The 20,885-nt window shown below is 43.0% G+C and carries 12 protein-coding genes; all 12 read left to right on the forward strand.

Annotated features, from left to right (window positions below; all coding sequences use genetic code 11):
- The first annotated feature begins 87 nt into the window (after positions 1-87).
- The 12 genes from I595_RS14390 (at position 88) to I595_RS14445 (ending at position 20,883) form a co-directional block, all read left to right on the forward strand.
- On the forward strand, positions 88-624 hold the full coding sequence (locus I595_RS14390) for a DUF1599 domain-containing protein (RefSeq protein WP_054560149.1): 537 nt from the start codon (positions 88-90) through the stop codon (positions 622-624).
- 1 nt (position 625) lies between these two features.
- Positions 626-1,720 carry a BT_3928 family protein gene (locus tag I595_RS14395; protein ID WP_054560150.1) on the forward strand — a complete coding sequence of 365 codons (1,095 nt, stop codon included), beginning with the start codon at positions 626-628 and terminating at the stop codon, positions 1,718-1,720.
- A gap of 209 nt (positions 1,721-1,929) precedes the next feature.
- Positions 1,930-2,679 (forward strand): triose-phosphate isomerase, encoded by a 750-nt coding sequence (tpiA, locus tag I595_RS14400; RefSeq protein ID WP_054560151.1) that lies wholly within the window; start codon positions 1,930-1,932, stop codon positions 2,677-2,679.
- Positions 2,680-2,766: 87 nt separating this feature from the next.
- Positions 2,767-3,600 carry a 50S ribosomal protein L11 methyltransferase gene (prmA, locus tag I595_RS14405; RefSeq protein ID WP_054560271.1) on the forward strand — a complete coding sequence of 278 codons (834 nt, stop codon included), beginning with the start codon at positions 2,767-2,769 and terminating at the stop codon, positions 3,598-3,600.
- 19 nt (positions 3,601-3,619) lie between these two features.
- A complete protein-coding gene (locus tag I595_RS14410) occupies positions 3,620-3,895 on the forward strand; it encodes an ATP-dependent Clp protease adaptor ClpS (protein ID WP_054560152.1) in 276 nt (91 codons plus the stop codon).
- Between the two features lie 53 nt (positions 3,896-3,948).
- A complete protein-coding gene (locus I595_RS14415) occupies positions 3,949-6,753 on the forward strand; it encodes a triple tyrosine motif-containing protein (RefSeq protein WP_054560153.1) in 2,805 nt (934 codons plus the stop codon).
- A gap of 234 nt (positions 6,754-6,987) precedes the next feature.
- Positions 6,988-10,023, forward strand: coding sequence for a SusC/RagA family TonB-linked outer membrane protein (locus I595_RS14420; protein ID WP_054560154.1), 3,036 nt, complete (start codon positions 6,988-6,990; stop codon positions 10,021-10,023).
- A gap of 1 nt (position 10,024) precedes the next feature.
- The gene (locus I595_RS14425; RefSeq protein WP_054560155.1) at positions 10,025-11,506 is read left to right on the forward strand and encodes a RagB/SusD family nutrient uptake outer membrane protein; all 1,482 of its coding nucleotides are present in this window, start codon (positions 10,025-10,027) and stop codon (positions 11,504-11,506) included.
- A gap of 18 nt (positions 11,507-11,524) precedes the next feature.
- Positions 11,525-13,732 (forward strand): hypothetical protein, encoded by a 2,208-nt coding sequence (locus I595_RS14430; protein WP_054560156.1) that lies wholly within the window; start codon positions 11,525-11,527, stop codon positions 13,730-13,732.
- A 12-nt stretch (positions 13,733-13,744) separates the two neighbouring features.
- Entirely contained in the window at positions 13,745-15,838 is a 2,094-nt protein-coding gene (locus I595_RS17680) for a glycoside hydrolase family 16 protein (RefSeq protein ID WP_054560157.1), read from the forward strand.
- Positions 15,839-15,943: 105 nt separating this feature from the next.
- Positions 15,944-17,302 (forward strand): glycoside hydrolase family 2 TIM barrel-domain containing protein, encoded by a 1,359-nt coding sequence (locus I595_RS14440; protein ID WP_217997196.1) that lies wholly within the window; start codon positions 15,944-15,946, stop codon positions 17,300-17,302.
- 182 nt (positions 17,303-17,484) lie between these two features.
- Positions 17,485-20,883, forward strand: coding sequence for a hypothetical protein (locus I595_RS14445; RefSeq protein WP_054560158.1), 3,399 nt, complete (start codon positions 17,485-17,487; stop codon positions 20,881-20,883).
- The last annotated feature ends 2 nt before the right edge of the window (positions 20,884-20,885 follow it).

Raw genomic sequence — 20,885 nt, forward strand, 5'->3', positions numbered from 1 at the left:
TGGTTGCCATATGGGCTTGTTCCCTTGGTAGTTAAAAAGAACCTCAAATTTTTAACAACAGCGAAAATTAATCAAATTCGTCCACACATGGCGCAAACTTCGCAGGCATATGATACGGTAATTGCAGATTGTCGCAAACTATTTGTAGATAAAACAAAGGACTACGGCACAGCATGGAGAATTCTGCGTTTGCCCTCTTTGACCGATCAATTATTTATTAAGGCCCAGCGTATCCGCGGGTTACAGGAAAATGAGGTTAGGAAGGTGGATGAGGGCCAGCAATCAGAATTTATGGGCATTGTCAATTACGCGGTAATGGCACTCATACAATTGGATTTGGGAGTGGCGGAGCAGCCAGATTTGGATGCCGAGAAGGCCATAGATTTTTATGATGCCAAAATTGCCCTGACCAAGGCCCTAATGGAAAATAAGAACCATGATTACGGCGAGGCCTGGCGCAATATGCGCGTAAGCTCATTGACGGACCTGATTTTACAAAAGTTGCTCCGGGTAAAGGAAATAGAGAACAACAATGGTAAGACGGTGGCTAGTGAGGGCGTGGACGCCAACTATCAGGATATGATAAATTATGCCGTTTTTGCCTTAATACACCTAAACTCTTAATATGAGGTTTTTAGTAGCGTTTTCCAGAATTTTTGTTGGGGTGCTTTTTATCATTAGCGGCCTTATTAAACTTAACGACCCCGTAGGCTTTTCCTTTAAATTGGAAGAGTATTTTAGTCCTGGAGTGCTGGATTTGCCCTTTTTTATGCCCTATGCCTTGGCCTTGTCCGTTATAGTGGTCATTGTGGAGGTATTACTCGGTATTTTTTTATTAATCGGATTTAAACCCAAATTTACGGTGTGGAGCCTCTTGGGCATGATTGTGTTCTTTACATTTTTAACGTTCTATTCCGCTTACTTTAACAAGGTAACGGACTGCGGTTGTTTTGGGGATGCCGTAAAACTGACGCCATGGGAGTCTTTCACCAAGGACATTGTTCTACTCGTGTTTATCTTGATTTTGCTTATAGGGATAAAACACATTAAACCCTTATTTTCTGCAAAGTTAAATTGGACTCTTTTGGGGATATCCTTGGCAGGCTGCATCCTGTTCTGTAATCATGTGCTGAACCACTTGCCCGTAAAAGACTTCCGGCCCTACAAAATTGGGGCGAATATTGCTGATGGGATGACGGTCCCGGAAGACGCGCCCAAGGCCATTTATGAATATGCATGGAGATTTAAGGTAAATGGAGCGGATAAAATTGTGGTGACCAACGGCGATTATCCTACCGTAGATGGTGAGTTTATAGATGTGGAAACCACTCAGATTCAAAAAGGCTATGAGCCTCCCGTGCATGATTTTACCATTGAACAAGATGGAACCGATTATACGGATGCCATGCTTTCCGAAGAAAAGTTGGTAATGGTCATTGCCTATGATTTGGCAAAAAGCAACTATGAGGTGTTCGCTGCCTTAAAGACCATAACTGATGAGGCGATTGCCAAAGGTTACAAGGTTATTGGGATGTCCGCTTCAAGTACGGAAATTGGCAAGGCCCTTGGCAAGGAACATAAGCTAAATTTTGATTTTTATTTTACGGATGAGACCACGTTAAAAACTATTGTGCGAAGTAACCCGGCAATTTTGGTTTTGGAGAGAGGAACCATTTTGCAAAAAGCACATTATAATGATTTTGAGGAGTTGAAGTTTTAGATTTTAGTAGGCAGTATGAGGTAGGCAGTAGGCAGTGAACAGTGACGACCAAGTTGTTTGGGGTAAACACGAAACATTAGGAATTATTATAGGGATTGATATGCAGGGTTTCTAAATTAAACCATAAACCATAAACCATAAACCATAAACCATAAACCATAAACCATAAACCATAAACCATAAACCACAAACCATAAACTATTAAGAACATGAGAAAAAAAATAGTAGCAGGAAACTGGAAGATGAATAAAAATTTGGATGAGACCGAGGCGTTACTGGCAGAGCTTTCTGCTAAACTGCCGGATACCCATGCAGACGTCATTGTGGCGCCAACTTTTGTGAATCTTGCCACAGCGGTAAACCATTTAAACAGCAGTGTTATCCAAGTGGCGGCACAGAATATGCACTTTGAGGATACTGGCGCATATACTGGCGAGATTTCTGCCGATATGCTTTTAAATATTGGTGTGGGCACCGTGATATTGGGGCATTCGGAAAGACGCTCTCTCTTTGGCGAGGATGATGCTATGCTAGCCCGGAAAGTAAAAAAGGCCTTGGAAAAGAATATGCAGATTATTTTCTGCTTTGGTGAAGAATTGTCCGATAGAAAGTCTAGTAACCACTTTAAGGTTGTTGAGGGGCAACTCAAAAACGGACTATTTAACCTCCCAGCTGAGGCATGGAGCAGCATTATCCTTGCCTATGAACCTGTTTGGGCCATAGGAACCGGTGAAACCGCAAGCCCCGAGCAGGCCCAGGAAATGCATGAATTTATTAGAAAAACCATTGCGGGGGCCTATGATTCCAATATTGCTGATGAGGTGACCATTCTTTACGGCGGTAGTGTAAAGCCTGCCAATGCAGCGGAAATATTTTCCAAGCCAGATGTTGATGGGGGACTTATTGGTGGGGCAGCCCTTAAATGTGATGATTTTATCGCCATTATAAACGCTATATAAACCAGCTAGGAGTCCTTTTCTTTGTCCAAAGAAGTTAGCCGGGCTTTTTTAATGAAGCCTAGTTTACCCAACCAAAAAATTCATGCCATGGGCCAAACCTTTTTAGAGTTCACTTTTACGCCCAATCCTTTGCAACCAGCTGTGGATATCTTAATTGCAGAACTCAGCGAAATAGGATTTGAAAGTTTCGTGGAAAAAGAAACTTCGCTAGTGGGCTATATAAATGAGAAGGATTTTAATGAAGAACAGTTTTTGGAACTCTATGTATTACAAACAGGTGACTTCCAAATAACCTACACCACCAAATCCGTAGCGCAACAGAATTGGAACGCTGAGTGGGAAAAGAGTTTTGATCCCATTTACATTGGGGAAGATTGTGCGGTACGTGCGCCCTTTCATAAGGTAAGGCCGGTAACCTATGATATTGTCATTGAGCCAAAAATGAGTTTTGGTACGGGTCACCATGAAACTACCCATATGATGCTGCAACACCTTTTAGAAACGGATATTTCTGGTAAGTCCGTCTTGGATATGGGATGCGGTACAGGTGTCTTGGCTATTTTGGCCGCAAAAAAAGGCGCTGCCCAGATAGATGCCGTTGATATTGACAACTGGTGTTTTAAGAATTCTGTTGAAAATGCAGCGCGTAACGATTGTCCACAGATTCAAGTTTTTGAGGGGGATGCGTCCTATTTAAAAAATAAGATGTATGATATCATCATAGCCAATATCAATAGAAATATCTTGTTAGAAGATATTCCAACATATGCCAGTTGTTTAAAGAAAGGGGGGCAACTATTTCTTAGTGGCTTCTATTTGAGCGATTTAAAAATGATATCTGCAAAATGTGAAGCGTCTGGACTGCAATTCCTAAAAAAAATAGAAAAGAATAATTGGGTAGCGGTAAAATACGTACATTAGTGATATAAAGTCTTTAGCTATGAGACCAGAAGAAAAAAATTCCGAAGAGTTACTTCTAGAAGAAGAGGTCGTAAAGCAAAATGAAATCATTCTTTTTAATGATAACGTTAATACTTTTGACCACGTCATCAACACCCTAATGGATGTATGCGAACACTCCCCCGAGCAAGCAGAACAGTGTTCGTTGATTGTGCATTATAAAGGAAAATGCACGGTAAAGACCGGTGAATATGATGATTTAAAACCCCGTTGTTCGCAGTTGCTGAAAGCGGGCTTAAGTGCCGAACTGGTATAGACCTTTTTTGCGGATACTTTTCATATATTTAGCAATATCCTAAGAAAGTAATAGTGATATTGCAGACCCGTACGTTTTTATTTAGTCTCTTTTTTGTTTCTTGGCTTTTCTCCCAAGAACTGCCCCCCATCCAAAATTTTACCCCTATAGACTATGAGGGCGAAAATCAGAATTGGGCATTGACACAGGCCAATGATGGCAATATTTTTATCGCCAATAACCACAACCTCTTGGAATTTAATGGGGTAAGATGGTATACGTACGATTCCCCCAACGCTTCAATTTTCCGTTCTGTAAGTGCCAACGATTCTTTGGTTTTTACGGGCCAGTATATGGAGTTCGGGTACTGGAAAAGAGGAGCTTATGGTGACATGGGGTACAACTCCATATCCCAAAAGTTGGAGCGTCCCATGATAGAGGATGAAGAATTTTGGAACATCATTGTTTTGGGGGAATGGGTGTTGTTCCAGTCATTAGATCGCATATACAGTTACCATATCACCAGCGGGTCTTTTAAGATATTGGATGTGAAAACCACTAAGGCGCATATGTTTAAGGTGGCCGGTACCGTGTATTTCCAAAACGAAAATCAAGGGATTTCAAAAATTATTTCGGGACGGCCAGCCGTGGTGGCAGAAGCCAAAGAATTTAAACGTGGCAACGTGGTTGGTATGTATAGTGATGATGATGGCATTATCGTTATTTTGGATGATGCCAGTTTTTATAGGTTAGCAACGGATGGCAGCGTAGACCCTTTGCCAAATGAGATAGATCAATTGGGTCTCAATGTGTATTCAACGGCTCAGTTAACTGATGGTCGCTTGGTGTTGGGTACGGTTTCAAAAGGATTGTTTGAGGTATCTCCACAGGGCAAATTGGTACGTATCGTAAACCAACGGAATGGGCTTAACAACAATACCGTGCTATCCTTGTTCCAAGATAGGAACGCAAATTTGTGGCTGGGCCTAGACAATGGTATAAGTCTTATCAACCTAAACTCACCCTTTAACGAATACATAGATAATTCGGGTAAATTAGGGTTGGTATATGCGTCCAAGTTGGTGGGAGAAAGGCTGTATTTGGGAACCAACCAAGGATTATTTGTCAAGGATAGAAATGATACGGGCGATTTTAAGCTTGTGGCTGGTACACAAGGCCAGGTGTGGACCCTATTTGAATACAATAATACCCTCTTTTGTGGTCACAACCGCGGAACATTTACCATAGATGGGGACGGGGCAGAATTAATTTCAACATTTCCTGGTACTTGGACCATAAAACCCATGCCCAACCAACCAAATTTGTTAGTGCAGGGAAATTACAACGGGCTTTCCATGCTGACCAAGGTATCCGGAAAATGGCGGTTTAGAAATCAACTAACCGGTTTTACGATTTCCAGTAGGTTTATTGAATTTATAACGGATAGTACGCTTTTGGTAAACCACGAATACAAAGGTCTTTTTAAACTTAAATTACAGCCAGATTACGCTTCCGTAAGCGTTGAACAAACACATCCCATGCTGGGCTACGGTTCCAGTATTACTTTATTTGACAATAAGTTGGTTTATGCTACCTTGGAGGATGTCTATGCGATGGATAAGGATACCCTGGCATTTAAAAGGGATACGGTGCTTTACGACTTATGGTTTGACAAGGCCAAGGGCATAAACGGTATCATGTTGCCAGATAGAGCAGACAGTTCCTTATGGGCTTTTACCAAGATTGGTCTTTCCAAGCTGTTTCTAGATAGTTTTAACGGAGCAATGGATATGCGTGTCATTCCAATTCCGGATTTTTTTAAAAGAAGTCTCGGGGTTACCGGTTTTGAGAATATGGAACCAATAGGGAAGCAACAATATTTGATAGGCATTTCCAATGGCTATGTGACCTTGGATGCAGGAAACAACGATTCCAAAACGTTTAAAGTGGTTATTGATAGGGTAAGCGTTCAAGAAGGCTTTAAACAACCTAAGGCTTTGGCTTTAAGTGGGGATGGCCAGTTGGAGCCTGAGCAAAATACCGTGCGTATTTTGTACGGGGTCTCCCAGTACACCAAATATGATCAAGTCCGTTATCAATATAGATTAAAAGGACTTTTTAACGAATGGAGTGATTTTACCGAGAAGACGGAGGTAACATTCAGTAGTCTGCCATACGGTGACTATGAATTTATGGTCAGGGGCAAGGTAGGCAATACCATGGTCAAGGATACGGCTACGTACCGTTTTTCCATCAGCAGGCCTTGGTACTGGTCTACCATGGCCATGGTGGCATATGGTTTGCTACTTCTTGGCATCTTCTTTTTGGTACACAAGCTCTATAAGGGGTATTACACCAAAAAACAACAGGCGCTTTTAGACTTGGAGAAGAAAAAACAGAAACGCAAAAAATTAAAAACAGAAAAGGAACTTGTTCAATTAAAAAACGATAAGCTTAAGTCAGAAATAGAGTCTAAGAACCGTGAACTGGCGGTGGCTACCATGAGCCTTATCAAGAAAAATGAATTTCTTGCCACCATAAAGAACCAGTTGGCCAAAGCTTCAAACGGTCATGAGATCCAAAAAGTAGTAGCCACGATTGATACCAATATCAACAGTAAGGATGATTGGCAGTTTTTTGAAAAAGCTTTTAATAATGCCGATAAGGATTTTCTCAAAAAAGTTAAAATCCAACATCCAGAGCTAACTCCCAATGATCTTAAACTTTGTGCATACTTAAGACTTAATCTTTCTTCTAAGGATATAGCCCCATTACTCAATATTTCCAATAAAAGTGTTGAGGTAAAACGCTACCGATTACGAAAAAAAATGAACTTACCGCACGAAAAAAGCCTTGTGGAGTACATTCTAAGTTTGTAACCCCCTATACAAGGAGGTAAAAGACCACTACATTACCTATACAATGTAGCACAATTGCGTTTGTCCATAGGCAACAAAGCAGCAGTTTCCCCAACGTTATCCCCGTAAATACACGGTTAGATTGTGATATTCTTAAATAAAGCACCATTTTTTTATCAATGTATGTTTTTTGTTGTGGTCAATTTTTGGGTTTCATAAAACACAGCCACTACATTGCAAAAAAAATAAATTCAAATGAAGAGTACACTTTACTTTTTATCCTTTTTATTATTTCCTGTGCTGGTGCATTCCCAGAGCTTGACGATTTCTGGAACCGTCATTGATGGTAGTATGAATGAACCCCTACCTGGTGTAAACGTTTTTGTGAAGAACACAACAAACGGAACTTCCACGGATTTTGATGGGAACTTCAGTATCAGTGGTGTTAATCCGGGAGATGTTCTGGTTTTCTCTTACATTAGTTTTGTGACCCAAGAAGTCCAGGTGAATGATAATGGTCCACTGCGGGTAACTTTAATGGAAGATGTAGCGGCATTGGATGAGGTGGTGGTCATTGGGTACGGAACGCAACGAAAAAAAGAAGTCACCGGGGCTGTTGCGGTTGTAGGTGCAGAGACCATTGAGGATTTAAACCCCACTCAGGTAGAGCAAGCTTTGCAAGGGCAGGTTGCTGGGGTACAGGTTACGGCTTCCTCTGGTTCTCCAGGAAGTGGCTCCAACATAAGGATACGTGGTATTAGTACCAATGGGGACAACAGGCCACTAATATTGGTAGATGGTAACGTCATAGAGGATTTAAGTGTTTTAAATCCTGGAGATATTGAAAGCATCAATGTCTTAAAAGATGCAACCGCAGGTATTTATGGGGTGCGTGCTGCCAATGGTGTTGTTCTGGTAACCACCAAAACTGGAAGGAAAAACCAAGAATTACAGTTCAGCTATGATGCGTTTGGTGGCATACAACAAACCTCCAGAAGAATACCCGTGTTAAATGCTACGGAATATGCCTTGCTGACCAATGAGGCTTTCGCGGCGGGTGGACAGTCCAATCCATTTCCCAATTTACAGCGCCTTGGGGTTGGCACAGATTGGCAAGATGAAGTTTTCCAAACGGCACCAATCATAAATCATAACCTTACCATTTCTGGTGGTACAAAAAAATCCACTTTTTCCTTTGGTGCTGGTTTTCTAACACAAGATGGTATCGTAGGAGGAAACAAATCCAACTTTAACCGCTCAACGGTACGTATTAATTTTAACAGTGATTTGCTGGATAACCTAAAGTTAACGGCAAACCTATTGTACACTGGGACCAACCGCAGAACATTGCCGGAAAATGGTATAGGGTCCGTACTTTTTAATGCGCTCAACAATGCGCCAACTTTTGATGTCCGCGACGCGGATGGCAATTTTACGATTTCTGAGGGACTAGGTAATGAGGTAATCAATCCTTTGGCACAGGTAGAAAATACGTTTAACAGCACAAAGGTGGATAGAATTAGCGGAAAGTTTGGTTTAAACTATTCGTTTTTGGAGAATTTCTCCGTGGAGTCCAGTGTGCAGTTCAATTACGCAGAGGTTCAGGGGCGTACCTTGGTTCCAACGCTCTTTTTTGGTTCGGGCAAGGTTTTCAACAACACGGGCAGGCCATTCTTAAGTGTCAATAAGGACCTTTTTAAAGATTATACTTGGGATACCTTTGCCAACTACAATAAAACTTTTAAGGAAGACCACAATTTTCAGGCAACCTTAGGAATGTCAATTTTTCAAACTCAGGGATTATTTTCCGGCACCAATACTGGATTTTTTGAAAATGAGGTCAGATTTGCGGATGCGGACATCAATGATACCGTAGACCAACTTAACGGGCTTCAGGAAGCAGGACTGAGCGGACGTTTTGATGAACGTTTGCTATCTTATTTTACCAGAATTCAGTATAGCTATAAAGGTCGCTACTTATTCTCTGGGGTATTAAGGCGTGACGGTTCCACAAAATTTGGACCGGAAAATAAATTTGGTTTCTTTCCCTCTGCCTCCGCAGGTTGGATTGTTTCAGAAGAAAATTTCCTTAACCAAAGTAATACGGTGAACTTTTTTAAATTAAGGGGGAGCTACGGTATTTTGGGTAATGATCGGATTCGTGCCAATTCTTTTAGGGGTGTTTTGGACGGAGAAGGCACCTATGTGTTCAATGATCAGTTGGTCTTTGGGCAGGCCGTTGGTATTCTGCCAAATCCTGCCATTCAATGGGAACAGCAAAAAACGTTGGATATCGGACTTGATTTAAGACTGTTCAACAACGCCGTTGACGTTACGGCAGATTATTTTGTAAGGACTACGGATGGTTTACTGCTGCAGCCGCAGGTTTCCGGTATTCTTGGAGGCAATGCTCCTGGAACGCAAGTTCCCTTTGTCAATGGTGGTGAGGTAAGAAACTCCGGGTTTGAATTCGCCATTGGGTATAATTATGCCCCGTCGGACGACTTTTCCTTTGGTATCAATTATAACGCCACCTTTCTGGACAATGAGGTTTTGGCGGTCAATAATGAGGCGGGCTTTCTACAAGCAGGCTCTTTTGGAGTGGGTCAAGAGCCACCTTCACGGATGGAGGCCGGTAGGCCAATTGGTTACTTCTTTGGCCTGGAGACAGATGGTATCTTTCAGAATTCCGCGCAAGTGGATGCCCACGCCTCACAACTAAATGCCGCTCCGGGAGATTTACGGTTTGTAGACCAAAATGGGGACGGAGTCATAGATTCCAATGACAGGGTGGCAATTGGCAATCCAATACCCGCGACAACTATGGGCTTAAACTTGTCTATAAATTACAAGAATTTGGATTTTCAGGCCTACACCTTTGCCTCAATTGGCAATGACATTGTCAGGAATTATGAGCGTAACCAGCCTTTGGTGAATCGTTCCGTGTATACCATTGATCGATGGACGGGTGCTGGTACCTCCACAACAGAACCAAGGTTAACCACGGGAGCTACTTCAAATGCGCTGTTTTCAGACTATTTTGTGGAGGATGGCTCCTTTGCAAGAATCCAAAACGCACAAATTGGCTACACTTTTAGCGATGAGGTCATGGATAAATTTGGTGCGGATAAAGTACGGGTATACGTTAGTGGACAAAACCTCTACACGTTTACAAAATATAGGGGTTATGACCCAAGTGCTTCATCCGGTGATCCCATTGGAGCCGGTATAGACCCAGGGTTTTATCCTGTGCCAAGAACATTTTTGTTGGGTATTAATTTGAAATTTTAAAATGAAGATAATTCTGAATAGTAAAAAACATATGAAAAAAATAGTATTCTTTCTAGCTTCATTTACATTCATGATTGGATGTACGGATGATTTCGTTGAGGTAGATTCCTTTGACGAAACCACGGAAAACTTCTTTAATTCAGAGGAGGATTATCAAAGTGCCCTAACGGCTGCCTATGATTTGTTACAATCTACCTATATCAATGTCATGTTGGGTGAAATAGCATCCGACAATACCTTGGCAGGCGGAGAGAGCGCCGTAGACGTACCTGGAATCCAAGAAGTGGATGATATGGTGCACACTCCGGTGAACCAGCAGTTACGGGATTTGTGGACCTGGATGTTTGCTGGTGTCAATAGGGCAAACTATGTGCTGGAGTTCAAAGACAACATAGATTTTGTCGGCAAGGAGGGCATTATTGCGGAAGCTACTTTTTTACGGGCGTATTATTATTTTGAATTGGTGAAATGGTTTGGTGATGTGCCACTTGCTGTAGACCAAAGGTTGCTTTTTGGTGATCAAGATGTGATAGACCGCACCCCAAGGGCTGAGGTCTACGCCCAAATTGAGCAAGACCTGATTTTCGCAGCGGCTAATTTACCCCTGAACCAAGCAGATACAGGTAGAATCACCAAAGGCGCTGCCCAAGCTTTATTGGGTAAGGTGTATTTGTTTCAAAATAAGTTCCAGGAAGCTGCTCCAGTATTGGAAGAAGTAATCAATTCTGGGGTATATGAACTGCTCACGGATTACAGTTCCATGTTTGAGAATGACAATGAGAATAATATAGAATCTGTCTTTGAGGTACAATATTCGGATATTGAAGGTGCCGGTTTTGGGTGTTTGCAGTGCAGTGAGGGTAACGTAGCCGTAGGTTTTAACGGTATTAGGAATTACTCTGGCCCAGTTTTCGAATCTGGCTTTAGCTTTAATATCCCTACACAAGAGGTTTTTGATGCTTTTGAGCCCGGAGACATAAGAAGGGACGTGGCCATTTTGGACATTAATGCATGGGCCGCTGCCAATCCTGAGGTATCTTTCGTAGAAGGTTTTGAGCATACAGGATTTTACAATAGAAAATATATTGCCCGCCAGGGAGATTTAAATACTGGGGACGCCAACCTTACCAATCCAAATAACTACCGGGCCATCCGTTTTGCGGACGTTTTGTTAATGGCAGCGGAGGCTTTAAATAGGGGCGGAATAGATGATACTCGTGCACAGACCTATCTAAATAGGGTTAGAAATCGTGCCAACTTGGGAAATGTAACCGCCACCGGTACCGCACTAACAGAAGCAATTTACCAAGAAAGAAGAGTGGAATTGGTTGGTGAGGGGCATCGGTTTTTTGATTTGGTAAGAACCGATAGGGCAGCGCAGGAAATAGATGGTTTTCAATCGGGAAAGCATGAATTATTCCCCATTCCTTTAATAGAAATTGAATTGACGGGCAACCGTTGGGAACAGAATCCAGGATACTAAAAATTAAAATTGATAATGATGAGACTAATAAAAAATCTTTTGGTGGGCGTTTTGGTCGCAACTGCTTTAGTGGCATGTAAGGACGATGATAACACCTCTTTTGTATTGCAGGAAATATCTGCGCCAACCAACGTTAATGCTATTTTTGATATTGCCCAGGACGATTCTGGTGAGGTGAGCGTTACACCTACCGCAGTTGGAGCATCTGTTTTTGAGGTGTTCTTTGGCGATGTGGAGAACGAAACCCCCACAGAAGTTGCCCCCGGAGAAACCATAACCAAGGTCTATGGGGAAGGGGAGTTTATATTAAAAGTGGTTGCTATAGGGGCCACAGGTCTTACCAGTGAATTAAGCAGGGTAGTGACCATTTCCTTTACACCGCCAACAGACCTACAGTTTGCTCTAGAAATTTCTGATGAGAATCCGTTTGAGGTCATCGTTTCCGCATCGGCACAGAATGCCACGGTATATGATGTATTCTTTGGCGCAACGGAGGATGAAGTTCCTGTGACCATCATGAATGGCGAAACGGCCCAGTTTACCTACGCAGAGATTGGTGACTATGTAGTTCGTGTTGTGGCACGGGGAGCAGGTGCGGCCACCATAGAGGCTAGTGAGACCGTTACCATTTTGGGTAATGCGGACCCTATTGTCTTGCCAATAACCTTTGATAGTGCTTCCGTGAACTATGCGTTTGGCACATTCAACGGGGCTTCTTATGAAATTGTGGAAAATCCTGATGCATCTGGTGCCAATCCTACCGTCTCCAACGTAGGTGCCATCACCAATTCTGGTGCACAGTTTGAAGGTGGAGCCTTCAATTTGGGCACACCAGTGGACTTTAGTGGGAACATGAAAACCATTACCATGAAAATGTGGTCACAGGTTGCAGTGCCTGTATTGTTAAAGTTTGAAGGTGGTGTGAATGATGAAAGACAGACCGAGGTTGTTGCCAACCATTCAGGTACTGGCTGGGAAGACCTCTCCTTCAATTTTGCAACGGATGCCATAAAAAGTTTTATTGATGGCAACCAAGGGGTTGGAGAGCCTTTTGTTCCCGAGGGCCAATATGCAACCATGGTTATTTTTATTGATGGTCCAGGAACAACTGCGGGAACCTTTTTTATAGATGATATTGCACAAACCGCCAGTGAAGATACCAATGGGGGTAATGATGAAACCTCACCCAATGTAGATGATTCCTCGGCTACCCAAGTAGCCCTTCCCGTTGGATTTGAATCTACGACCTTAACCTATTCTTTTGTAGGTTTTGAAGGGGCGGATTCTGCCATTGAAGCCAACCCGGTTACGGATGGTATCAACCCAACAAGCACCGCAATGAGAAGTACCAAAACGGTAGGTGCCCAATTTTTCGCAGGTACCTTTTTGGATTTGGAATCGCCCATAGATTTTGCTTCTACGCAAACCATCAGTATAAAAACCTTATCCCCTAAAGTTGGTATTCCCATAAGAATGGCGCTAGAAAATTCTGCCGGTGGGGTAGATCAAATCGTGGTGGATGTTAACACCACCGTTGCCAATGCCTGGGAAGAACTTCGTTTTGACTTTAGTGGGGTGTTCAATAGTGGGGCGCAATACAATAGAATGGTGATTTTCTTTGAGTTTGTTCCGGATTTGGCGGGTGATGGGTCTACCTATTACTATGATGACATCCAAATATTGGGATCATCTGGGGATAATGGAGGTACTAGCGGTGCTTCTGGCAATGTAGACGATTCTGCCGCAACACAGGTGGCACTCCCTGTCGGGTTTGAATCCACAAGTTTAACCTATTCTTTTGTAGGTTTTGAAGGTGCAGATTCTGCCATTGAGGCCAATCCGGATGCCTCCGGAATCAACCCAACGGCTACCATTATGAGAACCACCAAAACAGCTGGGGCACAGTTCTTTGCCGGAACCTTTTTGGATTTGGAAGCACCCATTGATTTTTCCAGCACGCAAAAAGTAAGTATGAAAACATGGTCGCCAAAAGCCAATATACCCGTACGTGTTGCCTTGGAAAATGCCGCCGGCGGTGTTGATCAAATTGTGGTTGATGTCAACACAACAACGGCCAATGGCTGGGAAGAGTTGGTGTTTGATTTTAGTGGGGTATTCAATGCTGGCGCTGAGTACAACCGTATCGTAGTATTCTTTGAATTTGTTCCAGATTTGGCAGGAGATGGATCTACCTACTATTACGATGATATTCAGTTGATAAATTAAAATTTGATGCTCATGAAGAAGTTAACATATGTGCTTGCCCTCTTTTTGGTCTCTCTGGCCATTAACGGATGCCAAGAAGAGGAACCAACGTTAGATACCATATTCACTCCTACAAACATTGCGCTGAACGCGGTGGTGGCGGACGATCAATCTGGGAACGTTACCGTGACGCCTTCCGGTGACAATGCCATTACCTTTCATGTGGTATTTAACCAAGGTGCAGATGCGGTGGTTGTTGGCAATGGCGAAAGTGCAACCTTTAGATATACCCGATCTGGACAATATGAACAGCCCATTACCTTGGTCGCATTTGGTAGTGGTGGGGTTAGCTCAAGCAAGACGGAGTTCATTAATTTGGACGTACGTCTGTTCATAGATGAGGCAACTTTAAGGCTTATTGCAGGGGATGGAACAAAGCGCTGGGTATGGGATAGGACTGTGGGCGGTCACTTTGGTGTAGGGCCCTTGACCAATGATTTCCCAGAATTTTTTAGTGCCTCGCCAAATGCTTTAAACGACTGTCTTTATGACGATGTTTTGGAATTTAGCTATGATGGCCAAGACAATTATAGCTATACCCTGGACCCTGGCGCAGATAATTTAAGTTTCTTGAATTGGACAGAAGTCAATCGGTTTTTTCCAGATGCCACTCCACAACAGTTTGCCGATGAATGTCGCGATATCACGGATCAAGCTGTTTTTGATACAGGTTTTGTGATTATCGACAATGAAGATGGTTCTCGCACCTTGGATGTTGGCAGTAGTTTTTTAAGCTATTGGGCGGTTATCCCCGGGCAATACCAAATTTTGGAACTCACGGAAAATAGGTTGGCCCTTCGTGGCATCAGTCAACCCTTTAATGGTGACGGACCGTTGGCATGGTACAGTGTTTTTGTTCCGGAAGGACAGGTAGATACTGGTGGTGGGGACCCGTTGGATTCTGTTTTTACCAATTTGGTCTGGTCCGATGAATTTGACGTTGCCGGTGCCCCTAATCCTGCCAACTGGACCTATGATTTGGGTACAGGGGACAATGGTTGGGGCAACCAAGAAGTCCAGACCTATACGGATACCGCAGAAAATGTCATTGTTGAGGATGATGTGCTTAAAATCACCCTAAAAAAAGAGGTTGGCGGAGAAGGAATTTATTATTACGATGATTTTGCCTTGGTAGATGGTGCTGGAACGGTACAGCAACTTGTTCAGGATTTTGAAGGCACTGTGCCAACGTTCGAGAGTTTTGGGGGCGGTGGTTCAACGGTCATATCCAATCCTGATGCATCGGGCATCAATACATCGGCCAATGTTGGGGAATTTACAAAATCTGGAACGGCAGAAACTTTTGCAGGTTCCTTCTTTGATTTGCCCGCCCCGTTGGATTTAAGTGTAAACAAGACCATGACCATAAAAACCTGGTCCCCAAAAGTGGGTGCCGTGGTACGTTTAAAGATTGAGGATTCCAATGATAGTACCCGTTTTTTTGAGGTAGATGCCACAACCACCGTAGCCAATACTTGGGAGAATTTAAGTTTTGACTTAACCAATGCACCCAACTTTAGCTACAACAGGTTGGTCACTTTTTTTGATTTTGGTGTTCCCGGTGGTGCAAGTTTTACCTCTGCGAGAATCAAGACCCAAGGGTTACAACAATTTACCTATGGTAGGGTGGAGGCAAGGGCAAAGTTGCCAACTGGTGGCGGCACTTGGCCCGCTATCTGGATGTTGGGAGCGGACTTAGAGACCAATCCTTGGCCAGGCGCTGGAGAGTTGGACATCATGGAGCACGTGGGAAACCAGCAAGACATCATTTTTGGCTCAACTCACGATCCCAATAATTTCGGAGGGAATGCAAGGACAGGTTCTACTTCCGTTTCAGGCGTGTCGGATGAATTTAAGATTTATGAGATGGAATGGACCCCGGAAGAGATAAGCTTTGCCGTGGATGGCCAGGTGTACTTTACCGTACCCAATGACCCCTCCCTTCCGTTTAACAAAGATTTCTTCTTCATCATGAATGTGGCCATGGGAGGCACTTTTGGCGGAGACGTAGACCCCAATTTTGAGCAGTCTACAATGGAAGTGGATTATATTAGAATGTATCAATAAGTACTAATTTGGATTGGAATAGTTGTCTTAAAAGACCAGTGGTAGTGCTGGTCTTTTTTGTCTGATTTTGCAGCCAATTCAATTCTTCAACAGAGCAAACGCCATATGGGGGTTCAAGATTATAATAGCAATAAAAAGAGGCGAGCTTTTGGGCTAGACCCCGTTCTTACCGTTTTGGTGGGGATGTTACTCTTTGTAAGCATGGTAAAGGGCCAATCTAATCTGGTGCAGTTGGTGTCTGATGAAAAAGGAAATAAACTTTTGGTAGATGGACGGGAGTTTATGGTAAATGGGATGAACTGGGATTATATTCCAAGAGGCACTAATGCGGTAAATGCTAATTTTTGGCAAAAACCCGATGACATCATCCAAAAGGCATTGGATTATGAAATGTCTTTACTGCACAATATGAATGTGAACGCCGTAAGGTTGTACACCGGTGTTCCCGCTAAATGGATTAGGTATATTTATGAAAACCATGGAATGTATACCATGTTAAACCATTCCTTTGGACGTTATGGATTAACGATAAAGGGCAATTGGGTGCCCGTAACCGATTATGCAGATCAAGAGACCCAAGATTTGCTATTGACAGAGGTGACTGCTCTGGTCAAGGAATACCAACATACCCCGGGCTTGTTGTTGTACCTTTTAGGGAATGAAAATAACTACGGCCTATTTTGGGCCGGCGCGGAAAGCGAGGACTTTCCGGAGGACGAAAAGGAAAAGGCACTTATTGGGGAAACCCGGGGCAGACCCATGTACCGTTTAATGAATACCGCGTCGAGGATGATGAAAGAACTGGATAAGTCACACCCCGTGGCCATTTGTAACGGGGATGTGCAGTTCATAGATATCATTGCAGCGGAATGTACAGATGTGGATGTTTTTGGCACCAATACCTACCGGGGAGTTTCTTTTGGTGATCTCTTTAACGTGGTCAAGCAAAAATTGGGCAAGCCACTTCTCCTTACCGAATTTGGGGCAGATGCATATAATGCGGTCGAAGGACAAGAAGACCAGGTTTCGCAGGCGTATTATGTATTGGGAAATTGGAAGGAAGTGTATCAGAACGCATATGGGCTGGGCGGTGCCAACAACGTTATTGGTGGTTTTACCTTTCAGTTCAGTGACGGCTGGTGGAAGTATGGATTTAATGATCGTGTTAATGAGGAAATCCATGACGTCCACGCCTCTTGGTCCAATGGGGGATATGACCGGGACATGGTGCCCGGAGGCGGGAATAACATGAACGAGGAGTGGTTTGGGATTTGTGGAAAAGGACCAACGGACGCCATGGGGCTCTATGAATTGTATCCAAGGGCTGCTTATTACTCGCTCTTACAGGCACATCAATTAAATCCATATGGAGATGGTGTCACCGCAGATTCCATTACCACTTTTTTTAAGTCTATAAATATTCAACAGGCACTAGAAAAGGCAAAAGAAAATAAAACCAAATAGTGAGACATGGTAAAGGGAATCTGCCAAGCTGTTCAACCAAAAAAGAAGTTGTTCTAAAAGTGGCCCAATGGCCTATCCTATGAAAAAGCAACGCTGCTTTTTTTATGGAAACTTTAGAGCCAAAAGCCCAAATGTCAATAACGCACTGCAGAAGGCAAAAAAATGTATAAAAATAGAAGTTGATGAAGTATATCCAGATAGAGAATGAAGGTTACTATAAGATAGAAAATAGTGATGCACTGCGCCCCTTCTTTATGAGTGTGGTGAGTGATTCTAACCATTGGATGTTTATTGCTAGCAATGGCGGCCTAACGGCTGGCCGAAAAAATAGCGCTTATGCACTATTTCCCTATTACACGGATGATAAAATTACGGAGTCTTTTGATATCACCGGAAGTAAGACCATAGTTAAAATAGAGCGGGCAGATGGAACGCATCTCATATGGGAGCCTTTTTCAAATAGGTATACCGGCCTTTTTAACATCACTAGAAACCTTTTTAAAAGTGAACTTGGCAACAAAATCATCTTTGAGGAAAATAACAAGGACTTAGGACTTACTTATCGGTATCAATGGAGTTCTAGCCATACCTACGGTTTTGTAAGAAAAAGTACGCTTTTGAATACCTCTGGGAGTGCTGTGGAGCTCACCGTTCTTGATGGAATACAGAATATTATGCCCTATGGGGTAGATGCGGCAACACAACAAGGGAGCAGTAATTTGGTAGATGCCTATAAGCGTAGCGAGTTGGTTGCGGACTCTGGCCTAGGTATTTTTGCCCTAAGTGCGATTATTGTGGATAAGGCAGAACCCAGTGAGGCGCTCAAGGCCAATGTGGTCTGGTCCATGGGCTGTGGTCCATCAACGAAGTTATTATCCTCACTACAACTAGATGCGTTCAGGAACGGACATAACGTGGCGCCAGAGGAGGATGTTAAAGCGGAAAGAGGGGCTTATTTTGATGTTTTTAAAGTGAAGCTTAGCGCGGGGCAATCCAAGGAATGGGCGCTGGTGGCAGATGTGAACAAAAGCACCGCTAGGGTCATCAGCCTTTCCGAAGAGCTCAAAGTCGCTTCCGGTTTATGGGAAAGCGTATTCAAAGATGTTTCCAAAGGGTCTGCAAATTTGGTGCGATTGACCAGCGCTGCCGATGCCAAACAACTAACGGCCGACCAAAAAACCAATACCCGCCATTATTCCAATGTGCTCTTCAATATGATGCGTGGAGGAATTTTTGATGATAACTACACCATTGAGAAAGTAGATTTTAGCACCTATATCCAAAAAGCAAATAGCAAGGTATTTACCTCTAATAGGGACCCTATAAACAACCTACCAAGGACCTTCCCCCTTCAAAAATTAAAAGAATTGGCCAACCAAACTGCGGACAAGGATTTAGCCAGGTTATGTTTGGAATACCTCCCGTTACAATTTAGTAGAAGGCACGGTGACCCTAGTAGGCCATGGAATAAGTTTTCCATAAATACCGTCACAGAGAATGGTGATAAAATATTGGACTACGAGGGCAACTGGCGTGATATTTTTCAAAATTGGGAAGCCTTGGCCCATTCCTACCCAGAGTTCATAGATAGCATGATTCATAAGTTCCTGAATGCGACCACTTTTGACGGGTATAACCCGTATAGGGTCACCAAAAGTGGCTTTGACTGGGAAACTATTGAACCGGACGACCCTTGGTCTTACATAGGGTATTGGGGAGACCATCAAATCATTTACCTTCTTAAATTTTTGGAATTTAGTGAAAAGCATTATCCGGGTAGTTTACAACGATATTTTCAAGAACGGATTTTTGTATATGCCAACGTTCCCTATAAGATTAAAGACTATGGTTCCATCCTAGAGAACCCAAAGGATACCATTCTTTTTGATGAAGACTTGGATAGTTCCATTCGTGAAAAACGAGCTAAAATTGGCGCGGACGGCGCCCTTATCTGGCTAGAAAATGGGTCTATATACAGGGTGAACATGATGGAAAAACTTTTGGCAACCGTCCTTGCCAAAGTATCCAACTTTATCCCAGAAGGTGGTATTTGGATGAATACCCAACGGCCAGAATGGAACGATGCCAATAATGCATTGGTAGGCAATGGGGTTTCTATGGTAACCCTTTATTATTTAAGACGTTTCTTAGCGTTTTTTAAGGGCTTGTTGGGTAATTCCACTGCCAAGCAGTTTGAGGTTTCTATGGAATTGTCCGATTTCTTTAAACAAATTTCCAAAACCCTGATTGATTATCAGCACCTTTTAGGAAACAACATAACGGATAGGGACAGAAAAACAATTACGGATGGCTTAGGTAAGGCAGGAAGTAGATATAGAAGTTCTGTTTACCAAAACGGTTTTTCTTCCGCTACCAAGAAAATTACGGCTGCAGATGTACAAGCTTTTGTGGGGGTTGCCCTAAAATACCTAGAACAAAGTATTGCCGTAAATAAACGGAAAGATGGGCTGTACCACGCCTATAATTTAATGACGGTAAAATCAGATACCGAAATTGAAGTATCTTATCTGGCCGAAATGTTGGAAGGGCAGGTAGCTGTTCTTAGTTCTGGCCATATTGGTAATGAGGAGGCGGTGGTCTTGTTGGATGGTTTAAAAAATAGTGCCTTGTTCCGCGCTGATCAGTATAGCTACATCCTATACCCCAACAAGGATTTACCCAAATTTGTGGTCAAAAACAACATTCCCGAGCCAGCCATAAAAACATCGGTACTCCTCCAAAAATTATTGGAGGCCGGAGATAACTCCATCATAGAAAAAAGCGCCGATGGTGGGTATCATTTTAATGGGGATTTTAATAATGCGGATAGTCTAAAGACCGCATTGGCAAGTTTGCCAACTGCTACATATGGTGATTTGGTGAACAAAGAACAGCAGCTATTACTGGATGTTTTTGAGGCAGTTTTTGATCATAAATCCTTTACAGGCCGTTCAGGAACCTTTTTTGGGTATGAAGGGCTTGGGTCCATCTATTGGCATATGGTGTCCAAACTGCTTTTGGCCGTGCAGGAAATCTGTTTACGTGCCATCCATGAAAGGGCTTCAGATGAAACCATAGGCAGACTTTTGGAGCATTATTATGAAATCAATGAGGGCATAGGCGTACACAAATCCCCCGAACTGTACGGTGCGTTTCCCACCGATCCCTATTCCCATACACCCGCAGGTAAAGGCGCGCAACAACCGGGGATGACAGGACAGGTAAAGGAGGATATTTTAAGTAGGTTTGGGGAGCTGGGTGTAGTTGTTGAGGAAGGGATAGTGTCTTTTATCTCCCACTTGTTAAGAAAGGAGGAGTTCCTTAAGAAAGCTGTCATCTTCCAATATCTTGATGTCCATAATTCTCTCCAGGAAATAGCCTTGGAGCCCAATAGCCTTGCCTTTACCTATTGTCAGGTACCTGTGGTGTATAGACTGGGAAGTTTGGATACCACTACTGTTTTTATGAATGACAATTCAAGGGTGGTTTTTGATGCCACTTCCTTGGATGCCATAACCTCTAAAAGCCTATTTCTTAGGGATGGCACCGTAACGCGAATAGAAGTATGTTTACATAAGTAGTG

The organism is Croceitalea dokdonensis DOKDO 023, from assembly GCF_001306415.1.
GTDB classification, from domain to species: Bacteria; Bacteroidota; Bacteroidia; order Flavobacteriales; family Flavobacteriaceae; genus Croceitalea; species Croceitalea dokdonensis.